15 protein-coding genes and 3 tRNA genes are annotated in these 20,214 nt (G+C 67.6%); 3 read left to right on the top strand and 15 right to left on the bottom strand.

Annotated elements, in window-relative coordinates; translation table 11 throughout:
* Positions 1 to 4 precede the first annotated feature (4 nt).
* From dapC to KIH79_RS05345, 13 genes are all read right to left on the bottom strand, one after another.
* Positions 5 to 1,192, bottom strand: coding sequence for a succinyldiaminopimelate transaminase (dapC, locus tag KIH79_RS05405; RefSeq protein ID WP_219058467.1), 1,188 nt, complete (start codon positions 1,190 to 1,192; stop codon positions 5 to 7).
* A 211-nt stretch (positions 1,193 to 1,403) separates the two neighbouring features.
* Positions 1,404 to 1,724 (bottom strand): ferredoxin, encoded by a 321-nt coding sequence (gene fdxA, locus KIH79_RS05400; protein ID WP_033493877.1) that lies wholly within the window; start codon positions 1,722 to 1,724, stop codon positions 1,404 to 1,406.
* Positions 1,725 to 1,853: 129 nt separating this feature from the next.
* The gene (locus KIH79_RS05395) at positions 1,854 to 3,386 is read right to left on the bottom strand and encodes an amino acid permease (RefSeq protein ID WP_219058495.1); all 1,533 of its coding nucleotides are present in this window, start codon (positions 3,384 to 3,386) and stop codon (positions 1,854 to 1,856) included.
* 156 nt (positions 3,387 to 3,542) lie between these two features.
* Positions 3,543 to 4,727, bottom strand: coding sequence for a UDP-N-acetylmuramate dehydrogenase (locus KIH79_RS05390; protein ID WP_219058466.1), 1,185 nt, complete (start codon positions 4,725 to 4,727; stop codon positions 3,543 to 3,545).
* A 67-nt stretch (positions 4,728 to 4,794) separates the two neighbouring features.
* Positions 4,795 to 4,965, bottom strand: coding sequence for a 50S ribosomal protein L33 (rpmG, locus tag KIH79_RS05385; RefSeq protein ID WP_003814458.1), 171 nt, complete (start codon positions 4,963 to 4,965; stop codon positions 4,795 to 4,797).
* A 50-nt stretch (positions 4,966 to 5,015) separates the two neighbouring features.
* Positions 5,016 to 5,089, bottom strand: a tRNA-Met gene (locus KIH79_RS05380).
* A 4-nt stretch (positions 5,090 to 5,093) separates the two neighbouring features.
* Positions 5,094 to 5,165: transfer RNA gene (locus tag KIH79_RS05375), tRNA-Thr, on the bottom strand.
* Between the two features lies 1 nt (position 5,166).
* Positions 5,167 to 5,248: transfer RNA gene (locus KIH79_RS05370), tRNA-Tyr, on the bottom strand.
* Between the two features lie 230 nt (positions 5,249 to 5,478).
* Positions 5,479 to 10,059 carry a transglutaminaseTgpA domain-containing protein gene (locus tag KIH79_RS05365; protein ID WP_219058465.1) on the bottom strand — a complete coding sequence of 1,527 codons (4,581 nt, stop codon included), beginning with the start codon at positions 10,057 to 10,059 and terminating at the stop codon, positions 5,479 to 5,481.
* A gap of 45 nt (positions 10,060 to 10,104) precedes the next feature.
* Positions 10,105 to 11,079, bottom strand: coding sequence for an AAA family ATPase (locus KIH79_RS05360; RefSeq protein WP_219058464.1), 975 nt, complete (start codon positions 11,077 to 11,079; stop codon positions 10,105 to 10,107).
* Positions 11,080 to 11,228: 149 nt separating this feature from the next.
* The gene (groES, locus tag KIH79_RS05355; protein WP_033493871.1) at positions 11,229 to 11,522 is read right to left on the bottom strand and encodes a co-chaperone GroES; all 294 of its coding nucleotides are present in this window, start codon (positions 11,520 to 11,522) and stop codon (positions 11,229 to 11,231) included.
* 237 nt (positions 11,523 to 11,759) lie between these two features.
* A complete protein-coding gene (locus tag KIH79_RS05350) occupies positions 11,760 to 13,175 on the bottom strand; it encodes a hypothetical protein (RefSeq protein ID WP_219058463.1) in 1,416 nt (471 codons plus the stop codon).
* A 34-nt stretch (positions 13,176 to 13,209) separates the two neighbouring features.
* Positions 13,210 to 13,968: a GNAT family N-acetyltransferase gene (locus KIH79_RS05345; protein WP_219058494.1), complete on the bottom strand. Its 759-nt coding sequence runs from the start codon at positions 13,966 to 13,968 to the stop codon at positions 13,210 to 13,212.
* 168 nt (positions 13,969 to 14,136) lie between these two features.
* On the opposite strand from KIH79_RS05345, the gene KIH79_RS05340 reads away from it, so the two are divergent.
* The 3 genes from KIH79_RS05340 (at position 14,137) to KIH79_RS05330 (ending at position 16,205) form a co-directional block, all read left to right on the top strand.
* Positions 14,137 to 14,748 carry a 5-formyltetrahydrofolate cyclo-ligase gene (locus tag KIH79_RS05340; protein ID WP_219058462.1) on the top strand — a complete coding sequence of 204 codons (612 nt, stop codon included), beginning with the start codon at positions 14,137 to 14,139 and terminating at the stop codon, positions 14,746 to 14,748.
* Positions 14,749 to 14,883: 135 nt separating this feature from the next.
* The gene (locus KIH79_RS05335) at positions 14,884 to 15,075 is read left to right on the top strand and encodes an FmdB family zinc ribbon protein (RefSeq protein ID WP_219058461.1); all 192 of its coding nucleotides are present in this window, start codon (positions 14,884 to 14,886) and stop codon (positions 15,073 to 15,075) included.
* Positions 15,076 to 15,302: 227 nt separating this feature from the next.
* Positions 15,303 to 16,205 (top strand): CpaB family protein, encoded by a 903-nt coding sequence (locus KIH79_RS05330; RefSeq protein ID WP_219058460.1) that lies wholly within the window; start codon positions 15,303 to 15,305, stop codon positions 16,203 to 16,205.
* A gap of 80 nt (positions 16,206 to 16,285) precedes the next feature.
* Here the strand turns inward: KIH79_RS05330 and KIH79_RS05325 are convergent, their stop codons facing one another.
* Positions 16,286 to 16,522, bottom strand: a complete 237-nt coding sequence (locus KIH79_RS05325; RefSeq protein ID WP_236023635.1) for a hypothetical protein — start codon at positions 16,520 to 16,522, stop codon at positions 16,286 to 16,288.
* Positions 16,519 to 20,211, bottom strand: coding sequence for a helicase (locus tag KIH79_RS05320; protein ID WP_219058459.1), 3,693 nt, complete (start codon positions 20,209 to 20,211; stop codon positions 16,519 to 16,521). Before KIH79_RS05320 ends, KIH79_RS05325 begins: the two co-directional genes overlap by 4 nt.
* Positions 20,212 to 20,214 lie beyond the last annotated feature (3 nt).

Raw genomic sequence — 20,214 nt, 5'->3', positions numbered from 1 at the left:
CGGATCAGCGCGCGAGGCGCTCCGCGGCGTCGGCAATGGCCTGGTCGGAGGCGGTGGCGGAGAAGCGCAGGCATTCGGGTGCTCCATAGAATTCGCCGGGACTGGCGATGATGCCGATTTCGGCAAGCGCGGCCATGTCCTGCCAGCAGTCGCCGGATTTGGCGCGCACCCACACGTACAGCGCGCCGTCGGGCATGTTCGTCGCATATCCGTAGGCGCGCAGGGCGCTCACGAGCGTGCCGAGCCGATCGCGGTAGCGGTCGTGCTGCGCGCGCACGGCCGCATGGTCGCGCAGTCCGGCGGCCATCGCGGCCTGCACCGGGCCGGGGATGATCTGGCCGATTTGCTTGCGGTATTCGATCATCGGCTTGACGAGCGCGGCATCGCCTGCGATGAACGCGGTACGGTAGCCGGCCATGTTGCTCTGCTTGCTCAGCGAATACAGAACGAGCACGCCGTCGGCCGTGCCGCCGCACACATCGGCATCAAGCGCGCAGGACGCCGGCGCAAGACCTGTCGCCACGGTTCCAGCCGTCGTGTCGGAGCCGGCGGCAGCCGCGCCGGCACCGGCGGCCCCGCTCCCCCACGTCATCAGCGCATAGCATTCGTCGGACAGCACGACAGCACCGATCTCGCGCGCGGCCGCAACGATCGCGGCCATCTGCGCGGCGGTCAGCATGTCGCCGGTCGGATTGCACGGCGAATTGACCCAGATCGCGCGCACGCCGGGCACGTTGCGCCACGAGTCCACGTCGGCGACGTCCGCGACCTTGAGCGTGCGCGCGCCGGCCAGCTGCGTGCCGATCTCGTACGTCGGATACGACACGGCCGGCTGGACGATCACGTCATCCTCGCCGAAGTGCAGCAGCGACGCCATGAGCGCGACGGCCTCCTTCGACCCGACGGTCGGCACGACGGCCGCTCCGACGGCGTTCAGGTCGACGCCACGGCAATCGCGGAACCAGTCGCCGATCGCCGCACGCAGGTCGGCGGTGCCGATCGTCGCCGGATATCCGTACGCGTTCGGATCATTCGACGTCGCAGCCAACGCGGCGCGCACCGAGTCGGGCACCGGGTCGACGGGCGAGCCGACGGACAGGTCGATCATGCCGCCGAACGCGGCTTTCGCCGTGCGCTTGTAGCCGGCGATGCGCGACCAGTCATACGGCGACTCGAACGTGTGAAAACCCATGATGTACCCCTTGGTTGGCGCGACGGCCGCCGCAATGACGGCGGCGGGCGAAACGCGATGCGGAACGTGCTATGAACATGATATGGAAAAGGCCGCCGCACATGGCGACGGCCGATTCACGGAAAGTCAGACGAATGTCGGCGGAACGCGCGGATGACGGATCACATTGACGGATCAATCATGCTCGATCATGCTCGCGTCCCGCGCAATCTCACTGGTTCTGCGGCGGCAGCGCGGCGACCTGCGCCGGATCCTTGCCGATCGGGCCATGCGCGGAGGCACCGCCGAAATCGCCGACCTCGGCGAAGAAGTCGATGGCGGCGTCCTTGTACCAAGCCCACTCCTCGGGCAGGTCATCCTCGTAGAAGATGGCTTCGGTCGGGCACACGGGCTCGCACGCGCCGCAGTCCACGCACTCGTTCGGGTTGATGTACAGCGAGCGGGAGCCCTCGTAAATGCAATCGACCGGGCACTCGTCCACGCAGGCCTTGTCCTTGACGTCCACGCAAGGCTGAGCGACAACGTATGGCATGGTGTTCTCCTTAGTTTGAGCTCATTCAAGCCTAGTCCACAGTTCGGACGCGCTCCGGCGGCGGTCCCGCCGCAGAACCGCCGTCGAAGCGCGCGTCACGATCGAAGCGCGCGTGACGGCAGAGGGCGGTCACGACCGAAGCGCGCCGCCGGCCTTGGCCAGCTCGTCGTCCAGCTCCTTGTCGAGTTCGCCGGTGCCGAGGCGTGCGTGGCGGTAGCTGTAGCCGAAGTACACGCAGAAGCCGATGACGAGCCACACGAGGAATCGGACCCACGTGAGCACCGACAGGTTGAGCATGAGCCACAGGTTGGCGAGCGCGATCAGGATCGGCACCCACGGGTTGCCGGGCATCTTGAACGCGCGCGGCAGTTCGGGGCGCTTCTTGCGCATGATCGGCACGGACAGCGCGACGAGCGTGAACGCGGACAGCGTGCCGATGTTCACCATGTCGGAAAGCACGCCGATGTCGAACAGCGCGGCGACGAGCGCGACGACGACGCCCACGCAGATCTGCAGCGCGGCGGGCGTGCCGTGCTTGCCGGTCTTGGACAGCCCGCGCGGCAGCAGGCCGTCGCGGCTCATCGCGAACACGACGCGCGTCAGGCCGAGCAGCAGCACCATGACCACGGTCGCCAGTCCCAGCACGATGCCGAAGCTGATGATCTTCGCGGCCCAGTTCGCGCCGACGAGCTCGAACGCGGTGGCCAGCGACGGGCTGTCCTGCGCGGCGAGGTCCTTGTACGAGACCATGCCGGTGGTCACGATCGCGACGAGCATGTACATGACGATGATGAGCGCCATGCCCACGCCGATGCCGAGCGGCACGTTCTTCTTCGGGTTGATGGTTTCCTCGGACGCGGTGGCGACCACGTCGAAGCCGATGAACGCGAAGAACACGAGCGCCGCGCCCGACAGGATGCCCGGCACGCCGTAGATGGAGGGCGTCATGCCGGTGAGGAACTGCCACAGCGGCTGGGTTATTTCGCCGGTGACCATCGAGCCGGAGACGGCGGACGCGGGCTCGCTCGGCGGGATGAACGGCGTGAAGTTGGACGCCTTGACGTAGAAGAAGCCGACGATGACGACGAAGAAGACGATCGCGATCTTGAGCACGGTCATCGCGCCGTCGACGCGGGCGCCGATCTTGGTGCCGAAGACGAGCAGCGTGGTGAAGAATGCGACGATGATGATCGGCGCGATGTCGATGTGGAACGAGCCGAACGTGAGGTTGGTGTTCGCGTTCCAGCCCATGAGCCGCATGAAGTCGTTGAGGTACACGCCCCAGTATTTGGAGATGACCGAGCCGGCCATGAGCATTTCGAGGATGAGGTCCCAGCCGATCACCCAGGCCATGATCTCGCCGACCGTGGTGTAGGTGAACGTGTACGCGGAGCCGGCGACCGGGATCATGGATGCGAATTCCGCGTAGCACATGACGGCCGCGCCGCACACGACGCCGGCGATCAGGAAGCTGATGATGACGGCCGGGCCGGCGTGGAACGCGGCGGCCTGCGCGCCGACCGAGAAGATGCCGGCGCCGACCGCGACGGCCACGCCCATGATGGACAGGTCCCACCATGTGAGGTTGCGTTTGAGCGAGCGTCCCGCTTCGCCGGTTTCGGCGATGGTCTGCTCGACTGATTTCGTGCGGAATATGTGCATGGACATACGTTTCGCCTCTTCTCTGTCGGCGTCGTTTCGACTGATGGTCGTGTAATTATCAACAGTCGAGCATAAGCGAAACGTGTTACATCGCGCAAGAGCCCGTTTCGGAAGGATTGCACCGGTTCGAGGCATTCGTCTCGAACCCGCCCCGGCTCATCGCAGGTCGAGGCCCACGACGACCGGTTCGGGCACGAGCCGGACGCCGAACGCGGCTTCGACGCCGTCCTGCACGACGCGCGCGAGGGCGGCGATGTCGGCGGCGGTCGCGTCGCCGCGGTTGGTCAGCGCGAGCGTGTGCAGCGTGGACAGGCCGGCCGGCGCGTCCGAGGCGATCTTGTAGCCCTTATGGAATCCGGCGTGGTCGATGAGCCATGCGGCGGACGTCTTGACGCCCGGCTCGCCGTTCGGCAATGCCGCGTCGAAGCGCGGCGCATCTTCGGGAAGCCGCGCGGCCACCTCGGGCGTCAGGATCGGGTTCATGAAGAAGCTACCGCAGCTGTGGCGGTTGTAGTCGGGGGTGGATTCCTGCGCGTGCCGCGCGATCTCCAGCTGATCGTCGCGCTTGGTGCCGGCCATCGCCGGATTCGCGTACCGGCCCGCATCCTCAAGCATGCCCTTGGCCGCGCGGACCTTGAGCACCGCATTGCGGATCGCCTTGGTCTCCATGCGGTCGCCGACCTCGACGCCGAGCGCCTTGGCGAGCTGCCCGTAGCCGACCGTGCCGGTCGCGCTGTGCCTGAGCGCGAACGTGACCGACAGCACGATGTAGCGCGGCGACGGGAAGAACTCGGCCGCCGGCGTCGCGGGAGCCGCATACATGCTCTCCTTGAGCCGACTCATGCGATAGCCGAAGCCCATGTCCGCGGCCGGAATGTCGAGCGTCTTCTTGTCGCGACGATCCCAGACCTCCACGGATTCGACCGTCGTGGCGACTTCCTGCCCGTATGCGCCGATGTTCTGCACGACCGACGCACCGACCGTGCCGGGGATGCCCGACAGGCCCTCGACGCCTTCCAGCCCGAGTTCGACGGTGAACGCGACGAAATCGTCCCAGTTGCAGCCGGCTTCCGCGTTGACGTGAACGATGCGCTCGCCGCGTTCGACCGGCGCGGCTTCGTCCGGCACGGTGATGCGACGGCGCGCGTCGCGCACGACCACGCCGTCGAACGGCGCGTCGGCGACGAGCATGTTGGAACCGCCGCCGATGACGCACAGCGGCAATCCGCAAGAATCCGCGTCTTCGACGGCTTCGATGACGCCGACGCGCGAGGTGGGTTCGATGAATCGGGCGATCGGCCCGCCCACGCCGATGGTGGTGATGTCCGCAAAAGAAGTCATGTGTGTCAGCATAAACAAAAAACCCGACCGGTGACGGTCGGGTTTGAAAGCTTGGTGTTGAACCGGCTCAGCGGGTCTCGCGGTGCACGGTCTGCTTGCCGCAGCGCGGGCAGAACTTCTTCAGCTCAAGACGATCCGGCGTGTTACGACGGTTCTTGGTCGTGATGTAGTTACGCTCCTTGCACTCGGTGCATGCCAGCGTGATGCCCGGACGGATGTCGGCGCTCTTGCTTGCCATTTGGTTCACCTCTTGTGTTCGTTGTCCATCGGCTGTTCCGCCGACATTTGTAGCGAGAAAGAGACTCGAACTCTTGACCTTACGATTATGAGTCGTACGCTCTAGCCAGCTGAGCTATCCCGCCAGAGAGCCCCGAGTGAGAATTGGACTCACGACCTCTTCCTTACCAAGGAAGTGCTCTACCACTGAGCTATCGGGGCGTGGCGGATAGTGGATTCGAACCACTGAAGCACGAGGCGACTGATTTACAGTCAGTTCCCTTTGACCGCTTGGGAAATCCGCCATGTTATCTCTGCGACCTAGGTCGTTTTTGACAACTCGACTAATATGCCATAGGTCTGCGACAAGCGCAAATCGGAGGTGCTTACGGCGTGTCTCGTTGGAATTCCAACGTTTTTCACGTCGTCTCTCGGTCACGCTCGGGAAACCGTCTCTGGAATTTATGGCCGAGGTGCCTTTCTCGACGCGTGACGATCCCGCCCGGCCGAGGGGCCGAAGCTCCCCGCCCCTCACCTATCTGCGGCGCAACAGGGAGGCGGGGAGCAGGAATCGGCGCAGACGCCGCGGCCACGGTTCCTTGCGGCGCGCCTCGCGGATCGCGACAAGCCCGTCGGTCACCCGGTCAAGCGGCCCGCGTTCCGCGGACGACTCGCCCGCCGCTCCGTTCCCACGCTCAACCCCGGCAGCCACGGCATCATCCGCAAACAGCAGCGCGTCAACGTGCCGCGCATAGCCAACCGCCCCGCCGTCCGACGCGTTGGCGCCAAGCATGCCGCCGAACCGTTCCCCGATCAGCGCGCCGATCGTACGGTCCGTATCGCTGGCGGACCATCGCAGGCCGGCGTCCCACGCGCTGTCGCACAGTTCGGCCCAGCCGGCCAGCCAGCCGCGCCGCCCGTCGCCGCGCCGCACGAGCGCAAGCCGCCGCACCCGCCTCAGCCGGCGCGCCAACGCGGGCAGCAGCGATACGGCCAGCAGCACGCACAGCACGATCGACGCCCAGATCGCGAACGCCATCCACGGCGAAGCGTCTTCGGGCACGATGCGGCGCGTCGTCTTGCCGACCGTCGCGTCGGCCGTGATGTCGCCGTCAGTCGAATTGGAGGTCTCGTCGCCGGACGTCGCGCCATCGGTCGTGTCCGTCGTGCCGTCGGAGGTGCTGCCGAGATCGGTCGTCGGCGTGTCGTCGGCCGACGATCCGGTGGACGAAGACGAGCCGGACGTGTTGTCCGAGTCGGACGCGCTGCCGTTTTCGGTGGTGGCGGGCGTCACATCGAACGGCACCCAGCCGACGTTTTCGATGTACGCTTCGGTCCACGCGTGCAGCTGTTTGGCGGCGACCGTATACGTCCCGCCGATCGAGTCGCCGACGCCGCGGTTGTAGCCGAGTACGACGCGCGTGGGCACGCCCATCGCGCGGCCGAGCACGGCGAGCGTGGTCGCGTAGTGCGTACAGTAGCCGGCGCGCTTGTCGAGGAAGTCGTTGATGACGTCGAGGTTGGATCGGCCGTCGCCGTCCGGCGAGTTCAACGAATAGGTGAAACCGTTCGCATCGTCGGTGAAGTAGTCGACGAGCCACTGCATGGCGGCGGTCTGATGGTCGTAGCCCTTGCCGTCGGTCGCGATCCCGTCGGCCTTGGCCTGCTTGACAAGCGCGGTGACGTTGGACGGCAGGTCGTCGGGCAGCGAACGATAGCGGGACAGCGCCCGCGCGTTCAGCGTGTCGACCCGGTCGAACGCCTGCTGCATGTTGTCGGCGAACTCCTTGTCGCTGATGTCCGTGCCGCTGCGCCCCCAGCGCAGGACATAGCCGCGCTTCTTGAACATGTTTTCGGCCTCGTCGTATGCCGCCGCATTGCCGGACGACTCGCCTTCGGACGACGAACCGTTCTGCGCCCCGCCGGACGTCCACAGGAATCCGGACTGGCCCTGCGACGAGTCGCCGCTCACGCTGATGCCGTCCATGGTGCCGTTGTGCACGGCGAGCATGGCCTTGCGGTCGTCATCGTCGCTGACGCCCATCAGGATCGAGGTCGAGCCGTCGTAGCCGATGCGCTGGCGGAAGGTGTACGACAGCGTCATGCCCGCGGCGATGTCCGGCTGGGTCGCATCAAGGCCAGAACCGGCGCCGTTGGCGTCGTCGGAGGCGGCCATCGAGCTGGTATGCCCGGCCACGTTGCCGGCGGCGTCGTACACCGTGCCGTCATCGCCCACGGTCAGCGGCATGAGCAGCCATCCGTCGTCCACTTCGCCGAGGCCGTCAGCCGCTATTTGATCCCATTGCCGCGCGGTGGCGGAATCCTGCTCGAGCAGCGTTTCCATGGTCTGCTGCAGGGTGGTGCGCATCGTGTTGACGGTGCCGACCTGCCGGAATCCGGACAACGACGAGATGGGTTCGAGCCCGATGCCGTGCGCGCTGTACTGCATGCCCTTGTCGGTGGACGATTCGCGGCTGTACACGGTCGACCCGGAGCGCATCCAACCGGAAACGCCGCTCACGAAGCTGGTCGCGTCCGGTAGCGGCAGGAATCGCGAGCGCAGCGTGGTGATCGTCACGTCGATGTCGGTGTAGAACTGCCCTATGCTGCGCAGCATCGACGATTGGCCGGTCGACTGGCCGGATGCCTGTCCAGCCGACTGACCCGAACCGGACGGCCCGCCGGATTGCCCGGAGCCGGACTGTTCGGAGTTGCCGTTCGACTGATCGGAACCGCCGTACGACGGCGCGGCCGTGGCGCTGAGCATCTGTGAGTACAGGAACAGCGGGTCGTCGTATTGGAAGAAGAAGCTGTTGTCGTTGTCGTCGCTGGCATTGTGGCCGAGCTGGATGCCCGCGCCGTACAGTTCGGCCGATTTGGCGAGCGATTCGTCGTAACTCCACATGTCGCCGTTGAAGTCGTCGAGCGTGGCCATGCGCAGGTAGGTGCGGTCGTCGGCCTTGTAGGTGAGCACGGTCGACGCCGAGCCGCTCGTGAGCGAGCGTTTGAGGTCGACCATCGGGTTGATCGTGTTGGCGGTGAGCAGGCCGGTGGAGTTGCCGATGGCGATCGGCACGGCATACGCGAGATCCATGGCGGACGGTGTGAGCGAGAAGACGAGCGCGGCGACCACGGCCGACGCGGTGACCGGCAGTGCGGGCAGCGCCCGTTCGGGCCGCACGGCCCACAGCGCGAGCAGGAACAGCAGCGCGACGGCGACGATGCGCCACAGGTCGGTTTCGCGGCCCATGAACGCGTAGTCGGCGGCGAACGCCGCGACCGGCAGCAGGGCGAACGCGGGCGCGGACCGGCGCGCAATAAGCAGCAGCCGCACGACGATCACGATCGCGGCCGCGACGGCGATGAGCACGACGTCGCCGTCCGCATCGACGCTGACGGGCGGCAGCTGCACGTTGAGCTTGCGGAATCCGGCGACGACGATGCTGCTGAAGAAATTCCACGGCGTTGCCGACGCTCCGGCCTCGGCGATGGTCCGCGGATCCGCGGCGCCCGCGGAGGACGCGATCTGTTCGGCGGAACTGCGCAGCGCGGAGCGGTCGAACACCCACAGACCGGTGTCGCTGCGGATGCGCAGCACGATGAGCGCGAGCGCCGTCGCAACGGCGGCGATGAGCACGGCGGCCGTTCGCGCCGCATAGCGCGGTTTCGACTGACTCGGCAGGTTCGCTTCGATCGCGACGAGCGCGAGCGCGACGCCCAGGAACCACGACCACCAGCCGCCGGCGATGATGCTGGTCAACGACAGCACGGCGAAGGTGAAGAACGCGACAAGCGCCAATGCGATGAACGCGCGGCTGGCGATTGCCGTCCGTCGGCCGGCGGCCAGCGTTTCACGAAGAGTTCCACGGGAAATGCCGCGGGTTGTTTCACGGGAGGACGCCGGACGCCCGGCCAGCTTCCCCGCCGGAGCCGCCGATGCCGCGGCCGTCATTCCGCCGGCCCGCGCTCCCGCTTTCGCCCGGGTTCTCGCGCCGTCCTTCGCGGCGCGAGCCCGCGAGGCGCCGGTCTCCGCCGCCGACACTTCCTCCACGCTCAGCTGGTCCTGTCCGACGGTGCGGCGCAGCGCCGCGGCAAGCGCGCCTTGCGGGTACGGGGTGAGCAGCCGCACGCTGACTACGCCCTGCTGGTGCGCGACGACTTCGCGCACGCGGGCCGCATAGGCATGCTCGTCGGCGCCGTCGTCGGCAACCGGCATGGCGGCGGCGAGCAGTCGGGCCGCGCGACCCGGTTCGTCGGCCACGCGCACGCCGTCGGTGACGACCAGCCGCCGGTGGGCGGACGCCGTCGCGAGCAGCGGCAGCACGCGATCGACCTGCGCGTCGATCTGCGCAAGGCTGAGAGCGGACGCGTCGTCGCGATCGTCGATAGCGTCCCGGGCGCTTCCCCGCCGCGCGTCGAGCACGACGATCGTGGCGGCCTGCACTTCGCGCCCGGTTTCGCGGGTCATGAGCTCGCCGCGATGCGCGGTGGCCTTCCACGAGATGAGTTTCGGCGGGTCGCCGGGCACGTAGTCGCGTACGCCACCCGTGTCGTCGCTGTGCGACTGCCCCTGCAGGCGCTGGTCGGTGGCCTGCCGCCCGTTGCCGGCCGTATCGTCGGAGTTCGGCAGGACGACGAGCTCGTCGCGCTGCGGCAGCACGCGGGAGGCGGAGAACAGGCCGAACGGATCATGCCACCATGCGAACAGCGAAACGCAACGGTACAGGCCGCGTACGGTCGGCCGGTCGCCGACGTACCGCGCGACGATGCGCCCGTCCTGATCAAGCCGCTCGTACTGCCGTCGCGTGCGTACCGCACGCGGCGTGACCAGCGATGTCGCGCCGCGGCCGACGGCCAGCCACTGCGCAACGACCGTCATCAGCGAACAGACCCAGACGATCGCCAGCAGCAACGCGCCGACGACAAGCACGCGGTCGTCGAGCATCAATGCCAAAAACCAGAACGCGGCATCGCCCGCCAGCACGACCATGCCGGCCGCACTGGGCCGGATCAGCCCATGCCTGCGCCAGCGGCCCGTACCCGAAACGGCATGCGCCGCGCCACGCGACTCGCCTCGCGACGTCTCGCGGGAACGGACCCGATGCAGCTTCCCCATCGCAACCCCCAAATCCTGCCGTTTCCGGCTCGCACCGAGCGCCGGCTACGCGTGTCGGCCGGCACGCGGCGCAGGCACCGCATCGACGATCGCGCGGATCACGCGCCGGGCTCCTTCCATCGACGTGGTGCCGTAACCGGCATTGTCGAGCACCAGACGATGCGCCAGCACCGGCACCGCCAGCGACTGCACGTCGTCCGGCACCACGAACATGCGTCCGGCGGCAAGCGCGCGGGAGCGGGCCATGATCGCCAGATGCAGGCTGCCGCGCGGCGACGCGCCGTACCGCACGCCCTCGCGGTCGCGCGTCGCGTCGACCAGCGCGACGATGTAGTCGGCGATCTGCGGCGAAAGCGCAACGCTCGCGACCGACCGGCGCAGCGCGCGCATGTCGTCGAGCGAGCACACCTCGCGCAGACCCTCGAGCGGCTGCATGACGTGCTCGCCGGTGAGCATGGCCGACTCGGCCTCGGCGGTCGGATAGCCGAAGCTCGTGCACGCCATGAAACGGTCCAGCTGCGCTTCGGGCAGCGGATACGTGCCCTCCAACTCGATCGGGTTCTGCGTGGCGACCACGAAATACGGGTCGGGCAGTTCGTACGTGTTGCCGTCCACGGTGATCTGCCGCTCGCCCATCGCCTCGAGCATGGCCGACTGGGCCTTCGGGTTCGCACGATTCACCTCGTCGGCGATGACGATGTTCGTGAACAGCGGGCCCGGATGAAAATCGAAGCGACCGGAACTCTGCGAGTAGATGCTCACGCCGGTCAGGTCGGACGGCAGGAGGTCCGGCGTGAACTGGATGCGGCGCGACTCGCCGCCCATCGCACGGGCCAGCGCGCGTGCCAGCGTCGTCTTGCCCACGCCCGGCACGTCTTCGAGCAGCAGATGGCCGCCGGCCGCGAACGTGCACACGGCCAGTTCGATGACCTCGCGCGGGCATGAGAGCACGTTGTCGAGTTCGTTGACCAGATCGGCGATGATGGTCGCGGATGACGTCGTCGTTGAATCGTCCTGCATGTCTTCCCCCAGTCGGATAGTGCATACACCTGCTCCAAGAATATCGGCTCAGGCTGAGAGCGCGCGCCGAGGGCGAAATCGGACACAAAAAATCCCGCCCGGCGTGTTGCCGGACGGGATCGGTACGAATCGCGCGATGCGCGACGGTCTCAGCCGAGGATGGCGAGAATGTCGCGAGCGGAGACGATCAGGTAGTCCTCGCCCTCATAGTGGACTTCGGTGCCGCCGTACTTGGAGTACAGCACCTTGTCGCCGACCTTGACGTCCATCGGGATGCGCTCGCCCTTGTCGTCACGGCGGCCCGGGCCGACGGCCAGGACTTCGCCCTGCTGCGGCTTCTCCTTGGCGTTGTCCGGGATGTACAGACCGGAAGCGGTCTGCGTCTCGGCCTCGGCCTGCTTGACGATGATCTTGTCCTCCAACGGTGTGAGCTTGATCGACACTGTAGGTCACCTCGTATCTAGAAAAATCCAGTATGTCCGCGCCAGAAGTCCGCCGAAGAGGCTGACGATCACTTCGCGTCGTTCCTTTGCGCTGGTACACATCGTAGCGCGCTTTTTAGCACTCTGCCAACTCGAGTGCTAACGCTGAGAGTGAAACGCGGCGAAACGCGGCAAGCAATGCGAAAGCCGGGCCTTCCCCGCAGGGAAGACCCGGCCCGGCAAGTACAAGTACGAATATCAGGCGGAACGACGGGACAGGATCGCGTCCAGGCCGACGCTGAGCGACTCGGCGGTCGCCTCGGGCGCGTCGACGTCGCGGTTGATCTCCGCGGCATGGAACGCAGCGGTGTCACTGAGCGGCGCGGACTGCGCGGCGGACGCGGCACGGTCAGCCGCCGACGGCTGGGCTTCCGCAACGCCGGTCTGCGATGACTGGTCGGACGGCGTAGGGCCGGCCTGCGCAGCCGGTTCGGCCGCGACGGCACCAGCGGACGCGTCGGTCTTCGCATCAGTCTGCGACTGCGCGTCCTGCGACTCCTGCGGCACGGCCTTGGCGACCTGCTTGGTCGACTTGATCTCCAAACTTTCCGGAGTCTGCGACTTGAGCTCGATGCCGTTGCGCGGCGCGCCCAGCGAGAACGAAATCAGGTCCGGCGACGACGTCATGTCGACCGCGTCCAGCGCACGCGACGGGCGCACGCTGCTCAGTTCGTGGGTTTCGTCGGACGGTTCTGCAACCGTTTGCGAGGGCATCTCATCCACCGGACGCACCGTCTGCTGCACGGCGTCCGGCTGCGCCGGTTCGACAACGGCCTGCTGGGCCGCCTGCTGCGCCTCGGCCAACGCGCGCGCCTGCGCCACGGCCTGCGCACGGGCCGCATCCTCGGCCGCGGCAACCTGCTCTGCCTGGCGGCGAACCTCATCGCGGGCGGCGCGACGGGCCTCGCGGGCCGCCAACGCGCGCGCCTGCTCCTCCTGCGCCTCACGCAGGGCACGGCGAATCTCACGCTGTTCCATCACATCGGTGGCGGGCTCCCCCGGCGCATCCGATCGGGAATCGGCACGATCCGGCTCCGTCTGCGCGGCCGCACCGGAACCAACCTGAGCCGCGGCCGCGGCACGGCCCACCTCACGGGCGTTGCGCATGGCCTTGTCGTGCGCGGCCTTGCGCTGCCTGCGACGCTCGTCGGCGACCTTGCGCTCCCATTCGCGCGCCTGCGCCGAAGCATGCACGCCGAGCGCCAGCACCGTGGCCAGCGCGGCGGCGGGAATAATGGCGAACAGCGGGCTGAAATGCAACGGGAAGGAGATCGCGAGCACCACTATGGCGATCGTTAGCAAAGACACGACGAGAATACGGCGACGACGGATCGCGGCACGACGCAACTGACGCACGTGAGCGACATGCTCCGGCGTGTACTTCGCGTTCCGCGTCTGGTCTGCCATAATAATCCCTTTCGCCTGTGGCGTGTGCTCATCGGAAAACCTCGTACCGTCGTCCATCTCGACCAGATGAAGCGACGACGAATACTTGTCCTCGCGGTGCTCCGCCACTTTTCTCATGCCCTTCGCCGTCCGCACAGGCAGCCAGCCGACCATGATGATAATCACGATCACCAGTACGACGATCGTACTCAGCGATTCGTAACTCATGCACCCAAGAATAGGAGAACGGGCGCACAAATCGTTAAATTGACTCCGGGTGTGTCGAAACAACCGTCTGCGGGCCGTTCCCGGCGCTCCGCCGCAGCAGCCGGGCGGCGAATCCCACGCCTTCCGCGTCCTCCGCGAGCAGGCTGTACGTCTCGTGGTCCCGCCACCGGCCGTTGATGTACATGTAGCCCGGCCGCACGCCCTCGTAGTGCGCGCCCAGCTTCTCGGCCACGCGCTTCGAGCGCGCGTTTTCGGGCAGGATCGCGATCTCCAGGCGGTGCAGACGCGGGCCGGACGGGTCGTAGAACGCCCAGTCGGCGAGCATCGCCACGGCCAGCGGCGCGAACCCGTGCCCGGCCTGGCGCTGATCGACCCAGTAGCCGACGACGCCGGTGCGCATTGCGCCGTAGCTGATCGCGCCGAGCGAGATTTGCCCGACAATGCGCATGTTGCGTTCGATGGCGAACAGCGCGCCGGTGCCGTTCGCCTCGCTCTGCCGCTGGCGTTGGATCCACATGGCGAACGTGAGCGGCGAACCGTGCATCGGATCGCCGGAATCCCACGGGGCGAGCCAGTCGCGGTTGCACCAGCGCAGGGTGTTCCACTCGTCCTCGTCGTCCATGGTGAGCGGGCGCAGACGGATCGGCAGGCCGGCGGCGGGGTATGCGGCGACGCCGGAGGCGGGTACGGGCGTCGCCGCATGCTCCGGCGCGGAGACGGAGGCCGTTGCGGGAGCCGCCGCCGCGGACGCCAACGCCGTCAGCAGCGACGACGACGGCAGCTCCGTCGGCATATGGATGGTCGGCGCGGCAGGATGGAACACGCCGAACAGGGACTGGAACACTGACACGCCCACTATTCTGCCACTTGATTCTGCCACTTGCGCCGCACGGCCAATGAACACGCGTCACCCGGCGAACACGCGCCGTCCGACGACATGCGACCGTGATACAACTGCCGCATGGATACGAACCGGATCACGGACAAGAAGACGCTGCGTCACGAGGCGATCGCCCGGCGCAAGCAGGTGCCGCCCGCCGACCGCGCGGCCGCCGGCGAACGCTTGGCGGTCGAGGCCGGGCCGCTGCTCGACGGACTGCGGCCGGGCCAGACCGTCGCCGCATACGTGTCGATGGGCAGCGAGATTCCGATGACCCCGCTGCTGAGACTGCTGCTGGACGCCGGCTGCCGCGTGCTCGTGCCGCGGCTGGGCCGCGGTCTGGACGTCGGCTGGGGCGAACTGTCCGAGCTTGACGATCTGCACGACGTGGCGGCGGATGCCGGCCGTCCGACGTCGCGGCGGCCGCAGGAGCCGGACGGCGAAACGCTCGGCATGGACGCGTTGGCCGAGGCGTCGCTGGTGATTCTGCCCGCGCTGATGGTCGACGCCGTCGGCACGCGGCTCGGTCGCGGCGGCGGCTGGTACGACCGCGCGCTGGAGCATCGCGCCGCGGACGTGACCGTGGCCGCAGTCTGCTGGCCATGGGAGGCCGTGGACGGTCCGCTCCCCCGCGAATCGCACGACGTGCCGGTCACGGCCGTGCTCACGCCGGACGGGCTGCGCCGCCTCTAGCCGCTTCACCCTGCGAGATGGGGTTCGCTTGGCCGGCCGATCCTGTCGCCGCGGCGATTAGGATATGAAACCGTTGAATACCGTGCGCCCGCGGGCGCATTCGAATGCATTCCAGACGCTTGTTGGAGGACAGCCATGCCTACGTACCATTACCGTTGCAAGAACTGCAACTACGATTTCACCGAGCAGCAGTCGTTCACCGACGACCCGATCACCGTCTGCCCGAAGTGCGGCGAGGAGCAGGTTCGCAAGGTCTATTCCGCCGTGCCGATCGAGTTCAAGGGCAGCGGCTTCTACCGCACCGACGGCGCCTCCCACTCCAAGTAAGCCGCCTTGCGATCCGGTTTGTCGGGGCCGAATGGTCATGCCCGTAATCGCCGGCTCCCTTGCCGGGGAGCTGCCATGCAGTGACTGAGGGGTGGGCGAACCCCATCGCGCGGCATTCAGCGCGGGGACAGCCATGTGGATGGTTGTGGATAACTGCCGACCATTCGACCACAGACCCCGGTTCCGCTTGCGCGGACCATATGCGATCCGTCATCATGCGAGTCATGATGACGGATTTTTTTGTTCGGCGCGGCAATGCTGCAACCGCCGGCCGCCATGCGCCAAGGCCCGGCGGCCGGCCACGCGGCATGGACAGCCTGCGCAGGCGCCGTTCCCTGCGCATTGTCCGCCGGTGGCTGTCCGCGCTGTGCGCCGGACTGGCGGTGTTCGCCGCACTGTCCTGCGTGGCGGAAACGATGGAGACGCAGCCGATTCTCGTCGCGATCGACGGCATCGAACGCGGCGCGATCATCGACGGGCGGCAGCTGCGCATCGTCGATGCGCCCGCAAGCTCGGCCTTCGACGCCGCGATCGGTTCCTTGGAAGAGCTGAACGTCGCCGCGGGCGGCGCTCACGGAGCCGTGTATGGCGGCGGTGGCATCGCGCAGGTCGACATCGCCGCCGGTCAGCCGTTGTTCCGTTCGATGGTCGGCGCGCGCCCGGTCGTGCCGGACGGTCATGCGGTGGTGGAGGTCCGTCTGTCCAGCGCGCCCGACGCGCTGACGGTCGGCGACGAGGTCACCCTCGCTTCGACCACAGGCTGCAGCGACTCCGCGGACCTCGCGGCGAATGATCATACGACCGATGGCGGGGAAACCGACGGCACAACCGACCGACCGGGCGCTCCGTCCGATACACCGCCGGATACGACCTCGTCAGGCACGAACGACACCACTGGCGCCGCTCGATCAGCCGATGCTGAAGGTCTCTCCTCCGCCACGGAATCCGTGTCATCGTGCACGCTCGCGCCGCGGGCGGCCGTCATGGCCCTGCCGCACACGGCGGCAACCGGCGGCAGCGTGTTCCGCTCCGACGAATCCGCCCTTGTCTCCCTCGCCATGCCCTCGGAAGACGCCATCCGGGTCCTCGCCGCCCAAGAATCCGGCCCCGTCATCGCCGTCGCCCGCTAACCGCAACCCGGCGGGCTTTCCATAGGCGAAGTGAACGACTGCGCACGGGCAGTCGCGAAGGCCGCCTCACTGGGCGGTGTTCAACGTCGCTCGTTGAATACCGCCCAGTGAGGCGGCAGCTCGCCGAGAATGCGCTTGTCGTCGTCCGCTTCGCGCTGGCGTTCGGTGACCATGTCGCCGGGTTCGAGTTTGACGCCGTCGGCGTCGAACTTCTCGGTGCCGTGGAACACGACCCGCCTGTGCCTGCGCGCGGTGCGCCGGTTCGGATCGTAGGCGGGCGCCTGCCCGTCAGCCGCGTCGCCCATCGCCCCGCTCATCGGTTCTCCTGATAGATTTCGCTGATGCGCGAGACGATGTGGTCCACTTCCTTGTCCGGGTTGACGAACGCGGCCACGCTCCACACGCTCATCACGGCCCAGCCGAGCGAGGCCATGTCCTGCATCATCAGGCGATGGCGTTCGCGCGTGGACTGCGTACTCATGAACTGCACGTCGTCGGTGAGCACGGCGAGCGCGAACGGCTTGTCCTTGACGCCCACGACCATCGGGATGCGCAGGCCGCGGTCGTAGCCGTAGTTGACGGCCACGTTGAGCCCGCGTGCGCGGAGTCGTTCGGCAAGGTCGTCGAACAGCACGTTGCCAGTGGTCTCCTCCCCCGTGCCGGGCGCGGTGGGCGACCCGTCGAGCCCGTCGGCCCAGGCGAGCATCGTCTTGAGCAGCCTCGGGCCGGGCTGGTGGATGCGGTCGTCGTCAAGTTCGTCGGCGAGGAACGTGGACGTGATGTCCACGTTGCGGTCGGCCAGCGCGAGCGCGTCGAGCAGGAGCCGCTGACCGCAGTCGCCCTCGAGCGGGCCGAACTGCTGGAGCAGCCGGCCGTGCGTGGTTTTCGCGTAGCACAATGCGAGAATCACGTCGGTGGCGTGCGCTCCCGCAACCTCGTTGACGTTCACGATGCGCACGTGGCGCAGGAAGCGGCCCATGTCCTTGTCGCGCGAGGCGAGCGACTTCAGTTCGGCGCCGAGCCGCACGCGGAACGTTTCGGTCAGGCTCACGACGGTGAGCACGTAGCTGGCCGGCACGATGGTGAACGTGGCCGCGCGGTTGACGATGAGCTGCACGACCTGTTCGATTTCCTGCTGGCTGGATTCGACGAGACCGCTCGACATGACCGGCACGCCGGAGCCTTCGACGTGGTGGAAGCGCACCGATCCCTGCTTGATGGCCACGTCGTGGCGCACGTTGCCGTACCCGTGCGTTTCGAGGAACGCGGTGAGCTTGGGCGAGCGACGCACCGGATGCGACGGCGCCTCAACGCTCGGCAGCAGCGAGATCAGCTTGGCGAGCGACGCCGAGGTGACGGTGTTGCGGTGCGCGAGCACGACGACGTGGCGTGTGCGCGCGACGATCGTGAGCAGTTCGACGGCCGGCATGTGCGCGCCCGCGTCGATGATCGCGACGTCGGCGATCGGCTCGGTGCCGGTGAGCGCGGCCAGAGTGGCCGGGGTGGCGATGAGGATCGGCTTGGCGGCGGCGATGATCTGCGGGCAGTCGCGGCGCACGCGGCTGAACGAGACGCGCGAGCCGCCGGCAAGCGTCGTGTGCAGCTGGTTGGCCTCCTGCGTGCGCGAGAACAGCAGGTCGGACAGCCGGCGCATGGATTCCTGCGCGACCATCGGTCCGATCGAGCGCACGTGTTCGATGTCGACCTGCGCGAACCGGTCGGCCGCGGCCTGCATGGCCGAGCCGTCCTGGTTCGAGATGATCGCGGACGCGTGCACGATGTCCTCGAACACGGTCGTCCACCATGCGAGCTGCAGTTCGCCGGCGACCGCGTCGAGCGCGACGTGGCGGTTGCGCAGATCGTCGACGAGCTCGGTCAGTCCGGCCGTGCGCAGCTCCTGTTCGAGGCAGTAGCGCTCGGGCAGCGTGTCGAGCGCGCGGCGGTCCTCGTACAGGGCCTTGAGCCGCTCCTCCACGTCGTTGAAGTCGACGGTTTCGAGATTGCCGCCAGCGGGCGTGGTGGCGAGCACCGTGTTGAGCGCGGTGATGCCGGAGGCGAGCGCGTCCTGCGTGTCGATGATGTCGTCGAGCCGTCCCGGCAGCACGGGCCAGCCGCCGCGCGGCACGAACATGTGCCACTGGTCGGCCTGCTTGGCCACGACCTTGAGCGCCTCGTGCAGGTTTTCGACCTGCGCGCCCACGCGCAGCAGGCTCTTGGCTTCCTTGATGTGGCGGCGGCGGTCCCAGAAGCCCATGCTCGTGCCTTCGGCCTTGCGGTCTGCCTTGGGTTTGGTCGCCTCGATCATGGAGGCGATGTCGCGCTCGAAGATTTCCGGCTGGAACACGTCGAGCACGCGGCGCAGGTTCTTGAGCACGGTGACCTGGCGTCCCCATTCGCGCGCGTTGGCGGGCACCGGGAATCCGCAGGTCTGCACGGTGGTGGTCACCTGTTCGCGCGTGGCCGGCAGCAGCTTGTTGAGCAGGTCGACGACGTGCTGGTAGGCGTCCACGGCCTCCTGCTCGGTGTTGAGCGACGCGCCGAACCAGACGGTGTCGTCGGGGCCGATCGTGTATTCGCCGAGCTCGCCGGCACGCTGCAGTTTGGCGGCCCATTCGTCGAGGTGCCCGCCGAGCGCCTGCGCGGTGGCGCGGCTCAGGCGCACGCGCGTGGCCGGATGCGTCGGCTTGGCGGCGATGTTGGCGAGGTTCTGGATGGTCTGGTAGGCGCTTACGCCCCACCGTTCGCTCACCCCGTGCAGGTCGCCGAGGTAGCGGGTCAGGCGCGAGCGCACGCCGACGAGCTCGTCGGACAACTGGTCGAAGCGCGACGAGGCGACGCCCGGCTGGAAGCCGACCGCGGCGATCAACTGGCGGTCGATGCTCGCGGCGGCGCGCTCGTCGGCGATGTCGAGCAGCTGTCCGCCCATTTCGTTGGCGCTGACGGCCTGCACGAACCGGCGCTTCTGTTCGGCCACGCACGGCACGTAGAGCACGGTGTGGCCGTTCATCACGCAGCGCGACGCGACGGCCGCGGCCTGATCGGCGGTGTCCTTGCCGACTTCGCCGTCGATGAACAGGCTGTGTCCGGCGGAGGCCATGTTGGCCGCGTATCGCACGGTGTTGTCGACGTCGCCGATTTCGTATTCGGTGTGCGGATCGGCGTCGAACGGACTGTATTCGGGCATGGTCTCGTGCGTGAGTGCGGCGGCCGCGTCCGGGTAGCCGGCGAGCGCGTCGAGCAGCTCGTTGCCGCTCGGCGCCTCGGCGAGCTGGTCGATGATCCGCTGGCTTTCGGCGAGGATCATGGACGACGGGTCGACGAAGCAGCCGAGGATGATGTGCCGTTCGACGGAGAAGTCGGGGAACGCTTCGGAAACGCGATCGGTGATGAGCGCGAATACGGCGGACGTGTCGGGCACGCCGTTGGCGTAGTTGGACGCGTCGAACAGGCCTTCGGCGGTGAGCGTGATGTGCTGTTCGCGCATGACGGCGGTGAATGCGGTGTTGAGTTCCACACGGCCGGTGAAGCGGATGGTGAACTGCGGCTCGGATTTGCCGTCCACGCGCGTCACGTCGACCGGGTAGAGCAGCACGGGCATCTGGTTGCCGCTCCAGCTGGCCACGCCGACGGCGAGCGAGAGTTCGGCGACGCCGCTGAACCGCATTTTCGCGGTTTTGTCGTCAAGCACGCGTTCGATGCGGCGGCCGGCGGCGCGCAGCATGCCGCTGTCGCGAAACAGCGCTTCGAGCGGCGCGTGCCCGCTGGCGAACAGCTGGGCGATGCCGGAGGGATGCGCGTGCGTCAGGTCGAGTTTGGCGCTCAGCTGGTTGATGTCCTCGAGCGGCGACAGCGCAAGGCCGGCCCGGTATTGCTCGCGCCAGACGCGCAGGTCGGCGAGCGTGCGCGCGGTCGGCGCGACGGTCGTGTCGATCACGGTCGGCGCGGCCTGTCCGGCCGCGTCGGAAACGTTGGCGTTGTTGGCGTTGCCGTTGGTGCTTTCGCTCATCTC

Origin of the sequence: Bifidobacterium miconis, assembly GCF_019331735.1 — a bacterium.
GTDB classification, from domain to species: domain Bacteria; phylum Actinomycetota; class Actinomycetes; order Actinomycetales; family Bifidobacteriaceae; genus Bifidobacterium; species Bifidobacterium miconis.
The sequence above is the reverse complement of the archived record's forward strand: the minus strand, read 5'-3'. Positions and strand labels throughout refer to the sequence as shown.